At 45.6% G+C, this 12,384-nt stretch carries 13 protein-coding genes and 1 pseudogene; 7 read left to right on the top strand and 7 right to left on the bottom strand.

Annotated elements, in window-relative coordinates:
* Positions 1 to 54: 54 nt before the first annotated feature.
* Entirely contained in the window at positions 55 to 741 is a 687-nt protein-coding gene (locus tag AMS66_RS09440; RefSeq protein WP_024629117.1) for an HAD hydrolase-like protein, read from the bottom strand.
* 287 nt (positions 742 to 1,028) lie between these two features.
* On the opposite strand from AMS66_RS09440, the gene AMS66_RS09435 reads away from it, so the two are divergent.
* Entirely contained in the window at positions 1,029 to 1,733 is a 705-nt protein-coding gene (locus AMS66_RS09435) for a CHASE3 domain-containing protein (protein WP_053780539.1), read from the top strand.
* 172 nt (positions 1,734 to 1,905) lie between these two features.
* Positions 1,906 to 2,727 carry a methyl-accepting chemotaxis protein gene (locus AMS66_RS09430; RefSeq protein ID WP_053780538.1) on the top strand — a complete coding sequence of 274 codons (822 nt, stop codon included), beginning with the start codon at positions 1,906 to 1,908 and terminating at the stop codon, positions 2,725 to 2,727.
* A 123-nt stretch (positions 2,728 to 2,850) separates the two neighbouring features.
* Here AMS66_RS09430 and AMS66_RS09425 read toward each other — a convergent pair whose 3' ends face one another.
* Positions 2,851 to 3,822, bottom strand: a complete 972-nt coding sequence (locus tag AMS66_RS09425) for a Gfo/Idh/MocA family protein (protein WP_053780537.1) — start codon at positions 3,820 to 3,822, stop codon at positions 2,851 to 2,853.
* A gap of 408 nt (positions 3,823 to 4,230) precedes the next feature.
* Between AMS66_RS09425 and AMS66_RS09420 the strand changes: the two genes are divergently transcribed.
* From AMS66_RS09420 to AMS66_RS09400, 5 genes are all read left to right on the top strand, one after another.
* The gene (locus tag AMS66_RS09420) at positions 4,231 to 5,862 is read left to right on the top strand and encodes a thiamine pyrophosphate-binding protein (RefSeq protein ID WP_053780536.1); all 1,632 of its coding nucleotides are present in this window, start codon (positions 4,231 to 4,233) and stop codon (positions 5,860 to 5,862) included.
* A 12-nt stretch (positions 5,863 to 5,874) separates the two neighbouring features.
* Positions 5,875 to 6,243 carry a carboxymuconolactone decarboxylase family protein gene (locus AMS66_RS09415; protein ID WP_053780535.1) on the top strand — a complete coding sequence of 123 codons (369 nt, stop codon included), beginning with the start codon at positions 5,875 to 5,877 and terminating at the stop codon, positions 6,241 to 6,243.
* A gap of 186 nt (positions 6,244 to 6,429) precedes the next feature.
* Positions 6,430 to 6,780 carry a hypothetical protein gene (locus AMS66_RS09410; protein WP_053780534.1) on the top strand — a complete coding sequence of 117 codons (351 nt, stop codon included), beginning with the start codon at positions 6,430 to 6,432 and terminating at the stop codon, positions 6,778 to 6,780.
* Positions 6,781 to 6,834: 54 nt separating this feature from the next.
* Positions 6,835 to 7,827: a 3-oxoacyl-[acyl-carrier-protein] synthase III C-terminal domain-containing protein gene (locus AMS66_RS09405; protein WP_053780533.1), complete on the top strand. Its 993-nt coding sequence runs from the start codon at positions 6,835 to 6,837 to the stop codon at positions 7,825 to 7,827.
* 296 nt (positions 7,828 to 8,123) lie between these two features.
* Positions 8,124 to 9,185, top strand: a complete 1,062-nt coding sequence (locus tag AMS66_RS09400) for a YrpD family protein (RefSeq protein WP_053780532.1) — start codon at positions 8,124 to 8,126, stop codon at positions 9,183 to 9,185.
* A gap of 91 nt (positions 9,186 to 9,276) precedes the next feature.
* Here AMS66_RS09400 and AMS66_RS09395 read toward each other — a convergent pair whose 3' ends face one another.
* The 5 genes and pseudogenes from AMS66_RS09395 to AMS66_RS33590 all read right to left on the bottom strand — a co-directional run.
* Positions 9,277 to 9,846, bottom strand: a complete 570-nt coding sequence (locus tag AMS66_RS09395; RefSeq protein WP_053780531.1) for a manganese catalase family protein — start codon at positions 9,844 to 9,846, stop codon at positions 9,277 to 9,279.
* A 91-nt stretch (positions 9,847 to 9,937) separates the two neighbouring features.
* Positions 9,938 to 10,213, bottom strand: a complete 276-nt coding sequence (locus AMS66_RS09390) for a spore coat protein CotJB (RefSeq protein WP_053780530.1) — start codon at positions 10,211 to 10,213, stop codon at positions 9,938 to 9,940.
* Positions 10,203 to 10,442, bottom strand: a complete 240-nt coding sequence (locus AMS66_RS09385) for a spore coat associated protein CotJA (RefSeq protein WP_053780529.1) — start codon at positions 10,440 to 10,442, stop codon at positions 10,203 to 10,205. The genes AMS66_RS09390 and AMS66_RS09385 overlap by 11 nt, the downstream gene beginning before the upstream one ends.
* A 221-nt stretch (positions 10,443 to 10,663) precedes the next feature.
* Positions 10,664 to 12,052, bottom strand: coding sequence for a hemolysin family protein (locus AMS66_RS09380; protein WP_407944533.1), 1,389 nt, complete (start codon positions 12,050 to 12,052; stop codon positions 10,664 to 10,666).
* A gap of 52 nt (positions 12,053 to 12,104) precedes the next feature.
* A pseudogene (locus tag AMS66_RS33590) lies at positions 12,105 to 12,384 on the bottom strand (radical SAM/CxCxxxxC motif protein YfkAB); the annotation flags it as partial.

Below are 12,384 nucleotides of genomic sequence, written 5' to 3'. Positions count from 1 at the left end.
AGTGTCTACTTAAAGGGGATAATACCAATTCGGACGTGGGAGCGGTAGGTTTTTCTATTCTGCTTCCCGATATAAACGAAGCAGTTCCGTAAAATCAGAGATCAGTACATCTGATCCTGCAAGTTCTTCATCTCTCCCGAACCCTGCGTAGGCACAGCCTATGACGGTCTGGTTGTTCATTTTGCCTGCCTCCACATCAGAAGAGCGATCCCCGACCATCCATGCATCCTGAATCCGATGCTTCTCAAGAAGGATCTGAACCAAGTTAACTTTGGAAGGGGTCTTGTACTGGCCTGCACTATACACGCCTTCAAAGAGCGGCATGATCTCATGAGCAAAGGCCACGCCTTTGACATAGTCCTCCAGCCCGTTACTGGCAACAAATAAGCGCACACCCTGTTCCTTTAATGCTTCCAGCGTCTCTTTCACTTGCGGGTACAGGACAGAGCTTCCCCCATCCAGTCCCTCAATCTCCAGTTGAAGCAGCAGTTCATCTGCACGACGATGCGCCGCAACGGAAGCTTCGGGCATAACCACTTTCCATATATCTTCTAACAACATCCCCAGGCTTCCAAGCATTCGTTCTTCAGGAGGAGTCTCTCCCTCAAAATGCCCTTCGGCCCGCAATGTATCAAACAGCTGATGATAGGCTGGCAACAACAGGGTTTCTGTCTGAAATAACGTACCATCCATATCAAAAATCATCGCTTCCGGTTTACGCAATACCGTCTCTCTTGTCATGTCCAATGTTCCTTTCGGATTGGGATATGTATTCGGAATCGTTCCCCTTCCATGATAAACATAAACGTTTGGCAGTGTAAACCGCGCAATGTAAAACGTATGTATTGCCAACGTTATTCATTATCCTCAAACATTATACTTAAATTAAACAAACTATATACAATTCCACTTTATTTAAGTATAATACTGAAAAATAGTTCTTTAGACACCCAACCCAAAGAACTATAATAGCTATCATCCAATTTTTTTCGACAAATACATATACCCCAAGGAGAGGAATAACAAACATGAAAAAGCACAGGACCTTCAACATTTTTTATAAGATTGGTTTGGGCTATTTGCTCGTACTCGCTGTATTGGCGGGTTGCATCCTTTTGATTCAGAACAGTACCAGCAAACTTCAAAGCGAATTGGATTTTCTCGTAGATCACGATATGAAGGTACACGCTCTGACATATGAAATCGAAAAGAGTATGGTGGATATGGAAACAGGCCAGCGGGGCTACGTGATCACAGGGCAAGAAAATTACCTTGACCCGTACACAAACGGAAAAGAACAAATGGCCGTTCTCAAGGAGCAGCTGGCTACATTAATCTCGGATAACCCCTCACAGCTGAAGCTACTTGAAGATATACATAGTTATATGGCAAACTGGATTCAAGTCGCGGGAGAACCGATTGTTGCGTTGCGCCATGCCAACGATCTTCCTTCCATCCGACAATTTTTCACGACAGATCCCGGTAAAAAAGACATGGACCAAATTCGGCAATCCCTGAATACGTTCCGAACCAATGAACTGGCTCTGACCGAAACACGTACAGAAGCACTGAAACAGAAAAACAAGATACTGAACTGGGAGTTGTACGGAGCATTGTTCCTTGTTACCTTAATCTCAGTCATCGCTGCCTTAGTCCTGTCCCGGTCCATTGTAAGAAACATCCGCACAGTGACGCATGCACTGAATGATATCGCTCCTCCAATGGTGATCTGACCCTGCGAATTGCCACTCCGATGAAAGATGAAACACGGGAATTGGCCGAGGCTGCCAACACCATGCTCTTTGGTTTATTCAAAGCAATGCCACCATTCTAAGTGCAGCATCTGAACGACTGGATAAAGGCGTTTCTGATAATCACATCGCAGGAAAAGAGGTAGCCACGGCCATGGGACGTGTCGCTGAAGGTGCCGATGAACAGGTTGCCCTTACTCAAACCATGGTCACTGCGATGGAACAAACGCTCATTGGGCTAAATCGGGTAGCCGCTTCAACAGCCGACGTGGCTGAACGTGCCGTACGCACCGAATCCATTGCCGTTGATGGACAACAGCGTATCGATAATGCCGTAGGGAAAATAACGTTCATTGAACAATCCTTCTTGTCTGTGCAGGAAGCCATTAACGAAATTTCCGAAATGTCTGATCAAGTTATTAACATTGCCGATTCCATGTCAGGGATCGCAAGACAAACCAATCTGCTTGCACTCAATGCCGGAATTGAAGCTGCTCGCGCTGGGGAACATGGACGTGGATTTGCTGTCGTTGCCTCTGAAATCCGAAATCTCGCAGATCAAAGTGCTACGTCAGCAAAGGAAATTACAAACATATTGGAAACCGTCGTAACCGGAGTGCAAAACACGGCGCAGGTTGTGGATGAAAGTACACTCCATGTCAACGAAGGATTACGGACGATTGAAGATGCAGGGCATGCCTTCACAAATATTACCCAGCACATTCATGATCTCAGCGATGAGGTTCAGGATGTATCCGCTGTTGTGGAACAACTGACAAGCGGCAGTGAAACAGTGATGAAGTCTATTAACGAAGTATCTGCCGTAGTTGAGGATACCGCATCCGCCACGGAAGAGGTATCCGCTATGACTGAAGAACAACTTGCTTTCCTACAGGAAATGGCGGACACCTTCAAGCAATTAAACGAAATGTCAGATTCGCTTGATGAACTGGTTAACCGATTCAAGTTGTCCTGACCCTATGGATCAGATCCAATTAACAAAAAGAAGCAGACCCTACTCCACAGGGATCTGCTTCTTTTTTTCAAAAGGAAAGAAAATTTAACACGAATTCGCTTCTAGCTCAGTACCTTTTTGGGATCAGGATTGATCCGGATTACGCAGCGCTTCAAGGACAAGCTGTGCATGATATCCATCGTTGAAATCGTATATTTTGGCAGGTTGGCCCTGAAGACGGGCAATAACGTGTTTGAGTACAGGCAGCTGGCTTAAGGATTCCTCTACTTCGACGGGAACAAGTGGCTCTCCGATGCATCCACTCCATAGTTGATCCCAGTTTTCCAGGGCAATCGTTCCTTCAGTACCGTAAACCACCATGGATACACGCTCTTCACCTGCAAAATGTGCAATGCCGTTTAACTGGATTCGGGTTCCATCCTCCAGTTCCATCGCAGCTTGAACTTCATGTTCACATTCCCCTGTATTTTGAGGAAATTGAACCTGACTACTAATTACGCGGATAGAACCAAACACATTTTGGATCATATGAATCCAGTGGATTCCGACTTCAAGAATAAATCCGCCCTGCTCTCGACTGCTAATCCAGGCATTTTGCTGCCACGTTCGAGGCCACTGGGGGAATTGCAGGATCAGATCAATTTTGCGAATCTCACCAATTGTTTCCTGCTGAATCAACTCTTGCAGTTTCACTACAGACGGTTCATGCGGCATAGAAAAATGGATTGAGTGCACTACACCGGCCTTCTCGGCTGCCTCCAGCATCGCTTTAGCTTCCTCCACACTGTTTGCCAGCGGCTTCTCACAGAAAACATGAATCTTGCGCTCTAACGCCTCCATAACGACGGGATAATGATATTTAGGCGGAACTGCAATGTATAACAGATCAACCGGATGTGCGTCGAGCAATTGCCTGAAATCCATATACGTCTTAGTCTCAGGATGAGAGCAAGCAAACGATGTCAAAAGTTGCTCACTGGAATCGCACACTGCTACGATCTCCACTTTTTCGGATAGTTCTGCCTGTGTCGCCTGATGTATCATATGTAATCCCATTTTGCCCAGTCCAATTACAGCCATTTTTATCCTTGTCATTCAACTCACTCCAATCGAATTTCAGTATAAACAGAAAGCTCTACATTGCCAATCCTTTAAACGGATGCGAAATAAGAAGCACACGCTTATCATTTGATCACACAAAACAAATCTATCATATTTTTTATTATTTTACATTTTATTCTATAATTTTTGTTTATAGGTCATTTGTTGCAGGAATATATAACCAATTTATTTTCTCTTATAGGACATAGCATTAAGCGTTTCCAACCTAAGAATTAGGAACTTATACTCATAAAACCAGTTGACAAAAAACCACAAAAAAAGCTACTCTTCCTATTAACAAGGATTTATTTCCTTTTACAACCTTAGACAACGACATACACTCCAAAAATGGAACTTGACCTGTGGGTCCAAAAACCTATTTTGTGAAGCGAGGTGTCCCGCATGAGAACAGTTGCGGACTATTTGGCAGAAGCTCTGCGTAATTTAGGCGTTACTCATGTCTTTGGTATTATCGGAAAATCTATATGTCCTGCTGTCCTGAAAATGGTCGATTACGGCTTGGAATTCATTCCAGGTCGTCATGAATCCAGTTCAGGCTTTGCCGCATCGGGCTATGCCCTCCAAACAGGGAAACTGGGTGTGGCCTTCGCTACTTCAGGTCCGGGCGGAACCAACTTGCTCACCGCCGCCGCCCATGCCAAGGCCAATAACTTGCCTGTCCTGTTTATTACGGGTCATCAATCCATTCAGGAATTGGGGCTTCCGCAATGTCAGGACTCCTCTTCCTACTTGGCCGATCTGGCGGAGATGTTCCGTCCTGCTACCCTGTTCAGCAAGCTGGTAGAGCGCGGCGATCATTTCAGCACCATATTGAATCATGCGCTTTCCATTGCACTCGGACCCAACAAAGGTCCGGTCCATCTCTGTCTTCCGTTTGATGTACAGACCGAACAGCTCTCTGACTTCCGGGTTGTGACTCCTGAGCCCGAACCCCTGATTAGCGTATCCAATCTGAATCATGTCCTCCCCTTGCTTCAACAATCCAGTCACCCTTTAATTATTGCAGGCAAGGGCGTCAATCGCGCTAGAGCCCATGATGAATTGCTCCATTTTGCCGAACATTTCAATATTCCTGTCATTACTTCTCCCGGAGGAAAAGGTGCCATTGCTTGGGATCATCCCCTCTACCATGGACCTTGCGGTGTTGGCGGCTTCCCTCATGCAGATGAGTTGCTGAATCAAAGTGATCTCTATATCGTACTCGGTTCACGTCTGAGTGATATGACGATCTGTAATCTGAAGCCTGAAAACCACCCTGCATATCTAATCCAATTCGACACCGATCCTACATTCGTTGGTAAAATACTTCATGCTCCAACCTTACATATCACCGGCGACTTGAAGGACAACCTGCAGTTTTTGCTCGGTTCACTGACAGAACAACCTGTTGTCCCTAGAGAAACGACAACTGTTAATTACACCGTACCTCTCCCATATCTGCCGAACTTGTCCCTGGCTTCCGTGCTGGAAGAAATGAGTGAGATGCTTCCATATGATCATAAGCTGTTTGTGGATGATGGCAGCCATGGTTTTCATGCGGTTCAACGATATAAAGTCAAGAAACCTGGCAGCTTTGTGTTTGACGCCTATTTTGCCTGCATGGGCAATGCCATCGGCATGGCCATTGGAGCCAAGACCGCAGCACCGGAAGAAACCATTGTATGCATTACAGGTGACGGATGCTTCATGATGCTTGGAACCGAGATTAACACCGCTGTATGCAACAATCTGCCAATCATCTTCATCGTAGTAAACAATAAGCAGCTGGATATGGCACTGAAAGGCATGGAGAAAACAACAGGTCGAATCGATGGCACCTTATACGAGGTTCCCGTGGATGCGGCAAAGTTTGCCGAGTCCCTCGGTGCTGTTGCTTATCGGGCGGAAACACGGACCGAATTCGTCTCTGCTCTCCAGACAGCGCAGCAGCTCAACCAGGTTACTGTAATTGAGCTTCTTACCGATCGTGACGAGATTCCACCCACGGCTCATCGTACCGTGACTTTGAATTAGGAGGAACATAACATGAGTGAACAAGTGACTCAAGGATTGGAGCGTTTTGCAAAGCTTTCCGGTGAATATGGTGCAAAAGCACTGGCACCGATTAAGGATCAGTTCCCTGAGCTCGCTGAGTTTATTATAGGAACGGCTTACGGGGATATTTTTCAGCGCACAACCATTACTGATCAATGGAAAGAAGTTGCGATTATTTCCTCACTGATCTCACAAGGGCAGTATGAGCAATTGGGGGTTCATTATACGATGGCGCTAAGTGTCGGTGTAACCGTGGATCAGCTCAAAGGAATTCTGTTGCATCTGGCACCGTGTGTTGGTGCTCCGCGGATCATCAGTGCTTTTAATATATTGCTCGCTACACTGGATGAAATCCAATAATTCACTCTTCTACATTTTTATACACGATTCGACTTTTTTATTGATCTTTTTACATCCCTACCTTTATAATATGGTTAAATTATCCTCCCAATCAGCCTACATCTCAGAAGCAGTCAGCGAGGGCCTTGAGGCCTATGTCTTGGTTAGCAGGATAGCCTTAACTTATTTAAAGGAGAGAGAACAATCATGGGAAGTTTTATACTGAAAACTGACGTTCCGAACAAGGTGTTAAACATTGATCTGGAGGGCTCTTTCTCTCAAGAAGACGGTTTGCGTTCCATCTCGGCATACCAGGACACGATCGCTCCGATTAACACCAAGGAGTATGAGCTGAATATCGATTGCAAAAAGTTGAATGTCACCGCTCCGGAAATTGTGCCTCTTCTTGAGGGCTGCCTGCAGATGTTTAAAAAAGATGAATATAAAAAAGTGGTCTTGACGCTTGAGAATAATGCCATTCTGAAAATGCAGCTGTCCCGTCTTGGACGGTCTGTCGGACTGGACAACCTTGAGATCATCTCCACAGTTACGACCTAATAAACCAGGCGGACAAGCTGAGGGTTCACCCATCCGCTCAGGAGGAGAATGAAGATGGCTGGAATTCGTATTGTAGATATCGATATCTATCATCCAACAAACAAGGTGGGCAATGACTTTTACATTGAACATTTTGATGCAAGAGGTATAGATATTCGGGGACTCTTACAGGCACTTGGGCGTGATACACGTTACAAAATTGACAACGATGATGAAAACTCACTAAGCATGGCCTTTGAGGCCGCCAGTAATCTTCTCGAAAAGACCGGGCTCACCGGTGCCGATATCGATCTTATTGCTTATGCAAGTCAAACGCCGGAATACATCTTTCCTACGAATTCCTTAATGATTCATCGCCTGATTAACGGGGCATCCCATACGATCTGTATTGACAGCAATGCCAACTGTGCAGGTATGACCGCTGCCTTTGAACAGGTTAGCCGCCAGATGCTGGGCAATCCCAGAATCCGTCGTGCTTTGATTATCGGCTCGGATTACGTGGCTCCGCATGCCAGTCCAGACGATCCTGTATACTTCGCGAACTTCGGGGACGCAGCAGCAGCTGTCATTATTGAACGGGACGAGCAGGCTGTCGGTTTTATTGACTCGATCTATCAGACCGATACCTGTGTGTACGGCAATTCCCTCTTCCCGGCACAAGGTCTTGCAAAACTGGGCCAAACCGGTGTTGACGCAGGTGCCCTCCATGTAAAATTCATACCGTTTGATGATTCCATCTGTGTAGGTGCAGCCTCTGAATCGATTCGCACGCTGTTGAGTCGTAACGAGATCGGAGCAGACGAGATCAAAGCCGCTTGTTTTTCTCAATTATCCATTGGCAACATACGTGCTATATCCGAGAACATTGGCATCGGTGAAGATATTGCCGTCTACATTGGAGACGAGTTCGGGTATACCTCAACCAGTAGTCCATTTATTGCGCTGCATCGAGCCATTACCTCAGGCCAAATTCAGCGTGGTGATAAAGTGCTGTTCTGGACCGTTGGCGCTGGGTGGCAAAATGTTGCCATGGTCGTTGAATACTAGGTAAAAAAACTTCAAAACCATTAAAGCCATCCCTGTTCAATGCATGGGGTGGTTTTATTTTGATTCAATTTCTTGATATACCATAGAGAAATTCATATCTTTTTAGTGAAAAAAGTCACTTACATATTATTACACAAAAACTATGATTTAGAAGTAAATAAAATCCATAAAAGGAGATGTTTTGTTGCTGAAATAATTAATTATTATCGAGCACCTCTGCGTTAAGGTCTTGGTAAGAAAGTGTTTACTTTCCGCTGCTCAACTCAATTAAATTTTTTAGAGAGGGAGTTTTTAGATTGAAAATAAGAAAATCACTAACTTCTTTATTATCCTTAACTTTGTTATTGAGTCCATTAAATGTTGTATTAGCAGAAGGTAGTATCGACACGGATACCACGAAAAATGAAATTAACAAAAATATTGAAATCAACATCGATTCATCTATCACCGGAAATGAGCGAGAAGTAATTGCTGACGTGATGGCCCGTCTGGACGAAGAAGACAGGGAAAATGTTATCTACGTCACAGAAGATGGTGCCATTTACTCCAACAAGATAGAACTCAAAGCTACTACAGAAATTTATGACTTGGTTGATAACAATACTTATCAGAGCCCTACCGGAAAAGAACTTGTTGGACCTGGAATTCCCACGGATGCATTTTCAGTTCCGCCCGTTAGTGATAATACGCTAATTTCACCCACAGCTGAGTCCCCTTCCCCAATCGGCGGATCTGGCCCTTACCGAAGAGTTTTCTCAAATAACGGATATAATTGGTTAAGTACTTATGTAACTATTCCAGGTGCCCCATACGTCACTGGTAAGGTGACTACGGATACGCCTTATGTATATTTGGGAGGATGGGGTTCCAACGGAAATGGGATAGATGCAGGTTTACAGTATAGTACAGCATTTGATAACTGGGCACCTACAACTTTGGCAAATGGATCCATGGTTCCTAGCAACACTCGCTACCGATCAGGGCAAGACATTTATATGAAGTTTTATGTAACTAATCCAAATGAATGCACGTTGGCTGTATCGGGGATCACCACGAGTGGTGATCAATTGACAACAACTATTGTAAGAAGCGGAGTAAGCGGTTGGGATAAAAGCGGTACAGGAATGAGAGTAAAAAGAATGACAACCATTGGCCAAAAACCCGAGAACATGAACACAGGATCATATATTAAGAACGTAAGATGGCATGATATTACGCTAGGATATTATTCAGGCAGCAACCTTATTTATAGCAGCTGGGGCAGTGGACAAACCGGTGGATATCACTCTGTACCTGCAGATAAAGTAAGTGTTAATTATATAAGCCCTGGCGAAGAAACGGTCAACATACAACTTTAGTAATCAATTGCATCAGAAAAAGAATCCCTACAAAGAAAAGTAGCAGTTCCAAGATTATTGAATCTTAGGAACTGCTGCTTTTTCCAAACATTCAGAAAATCTTCTTTGTCTCCCGATCATCCTTCAGAATCTCTACTGCCTCCCGGAAACGTAAGGAATGTACGATCTCCCGCTCCCGCAGAAACTTCAGGCTGTCCTGCAGATCCACGTCATCCGTCAGATCGATCAACCACTGATATGTAGCCCGGGCCTTCTCTTCCGCTGCAATATCTTCGTACAAATCCGCGATCGGATCTCCTTTTGAAGCAATGTAGGCTGCCGTAAACGGAACACCTGAGGAATTCGTATAGAATAAAGCAGAATCACGCTGTGCATAGTTTGGCCCAAGACCCGCTGCTTCCAGCTGCTCCACAGACGCATCCTTTGTCAGCTTGTAGATCATGGTGGCAATCATCTCGAGATGAGCAAATTCTTCCGTCCCGATATCATTCAATAGCCCGATAATCTTTTCCGGAATTGTATACCGCTGGTTCAAATATCGCAGGGCTGCCGCCAGTTCTCCGTCTGCGCCTCCATACTGTTCCGCCAGCAATTTCGCCATATGAGGATCACATTTGCTAACCCGGACGGGATATTGCAATTTTTTCTCATACACCCACATGCAGACGCCTCCTCTTTTAATTCAAATCCAACCTGTTACGATTCCTCGAGCTCCCAGCCTGGAACGTGCAAGGAAACCCGAGGCTGTTATCTCACACTTGCCAAGGCCAAGGCGTCTGGGACCATTCCCACGGATATTTGGAGAAAGCATGCCCAAAGTTCATCAGCGGTCCGTACAATTGCTGAAACTCATGTGCTACCCTCATCCGCTCCTGGCTGAATTTGTTGTATTGCTCAATGCTCTGATAGTCACCCGGGTGGGTGTCCAGATACAGATTCAGCTCAACCAATACAAAATCCAGGGCCTGAAGTTCCTCCAGCAGTTCATAGTATCTTGCATCACAGGCTTTGGATGATTCAGATTCCATCTGCTTCCACCTTCCTTCCCTTCGAGCTCGCGGGTGTATAAGGACTGTATAAAGCAGGCCACAACGTTCCAATTCTTAAGGCTTCTGCAGGACTGAACTGCGGCCAGCCCATCGGCTGAAATGGGATAAACAATTGCGGAGGAACCAGGTACGTCCGAATCGCCTTCGGTGGACATGGATCAAACGGCCCCACAAAAGGAACGTAAGCACGAAGCTGCGGATCTGACACAGAACAACGCCTCCTTCATCACTGATTTGGTACATTCCACATCGCATCATTACAAGCTTTCATTTCCCGTCTCTATACCATATGTCGCTGTCCCTCAAGTTAATCCCATATTTAGAGGAACGCAAAAAAAGACCCTCGATGACTCACCCCACTGGGCGGTCTCCGAAGGTCATTTCGATGGGTATGGTGGCCATATCCATCGATGATTATTTCACGCATGCTCAGTCCCTGTTACGTTCACGATCATCATCCTGCATCGAACCTGGTTCCTGTTCTCCCATTTCCATCTTATCTTCTTCAGCAACAGGCCGCTTATATACCTTCACTCGAGTAATTCGGAGACGGGTAGATTCTTCCACTTCAAAGACATAACCGTTTTGCTCCCGTGTTTTGCCTTTGACCGCACTACCTTCCAGTTCCTTGAACAGCCACCCGCCAATCGTATCGACTTCCTCATCCTCAATGACAGCTCCAGTCCATTCATGGACCTCTTCAATAAGGGAACGACCATCGATGGAAAAGGCTTCTCCATCGCGCTCCATATGCGGACGTTCGTCCTCGAACTCATCATAGAGATCACCAACGATTTCTTCCAAAATCTCTTCGGCAGTCAGCAAGCCAGCGGTTCCGCCATATTCGTCGACCACCAGTGTCATCTGGGAGTGCTTTTTCTGCATCAGACGAAGCACATGGCTGATCTCCATTGATTCAGGAACATTCAGAATCGGGCGAACAAGCGCAGACAGATCATGCTGCTGCTCTGGTTCAGCCAGAAGCAAATCGGTAATATGGATGAATCCGATAATCTCATCCTTATCCTCAACAGCTACAGGGTAACGGGAATGCTTCGTTGCATTAATGATTTTCAGGTTTTCTTCCAGCGACATGTGAGTATACAGACAGTCCATATCCGTACGTGGCAGCATAATTTCACGTGCCAGCATATCCGAGAAATCAAAGATGTTATCCATCAGTTTGATTTCATCCTTGTCGATGACACCACTCTTGGCGCTTTGCTTCATCAAAATGCGAAGTTCATCTTCCGAATGAGCCTCCCCTTCGCTGGCAGGTTCAATGCCTGCCAAACGCAGCAGTGCATTGGCTGACGCATTCAGCACCCAGATGAACGGGAAGAAGATTTTATAAAATAACAGCAACGGTGCGGATAACAGCAAAGCCACTCCGTCTGTTTTTTGAATCGCCAGGGATTTGGGCGCAAGCTCACCCAGCACAATATGCAGAAACGTAATAATACAGAAACCGATAATGACAGATACCGTGGATATAAGTCCTGTATCCGCTACACCAAGCTTGAACATCAGAGGCTCGACCAGCAATTCGGAAATGGCCGGTTCGCCGAGCCAACCAAGCCCCAGCGATGTCAGCGTGATTCCGAACTGGGTTGCTGATAGATAGGCATCCAATTTACCATTCACCTTCAGTGCATAACCAGCCAACTTATTCCCTTCACTCTGTAATTGAGTGAGGCGAGTCTGTCTAACTTTAACCAGGGAAAATTCCGCTGCGACAAATACGCCATTCAAAAATACGAGCAGAAACACACAGACCAGATTAAATACCAACTGCCCGAGATGAAATTCGGTATGAATACCCAAGTCGAAACTCCCCTTTTTGATCTATTTCAGGAATACACCTGGAATATCAACGTGTAATTGCTTTTCTCGATTTGAAATCCACACCTTTATAATACATATCTGCCACCAGCAAATTCGGACCGCAGCAAGAAGCAGCATCACAATGACAGTTCACTGTCTGGTTCAAAGGATGTTCCGCCGACCACTCATGGAATACATCATCCAGCTTCCGATCTCGAATGTTGCCAAACGCCGGGATGTCGGCAAAATCAGTAACATACACGTTTCCGGTAAACATGTTGACGTTGACGCGGTTACGACCGTCGGGATCATTACGAACCGTCACT

The sequence above is a fragment of the Paenibacillus xylanivorans genome (assembly GCF_001280595.1).
GTDB lineage: Bacteria > Bacillota > Bacilli > Paenibacillales > Paenibacillaceae > Paenibacillus > Paenibacillus xylanivorans.
This window is presented reverse-complemented; position numbering and strand designations above follow the sequence as displayed.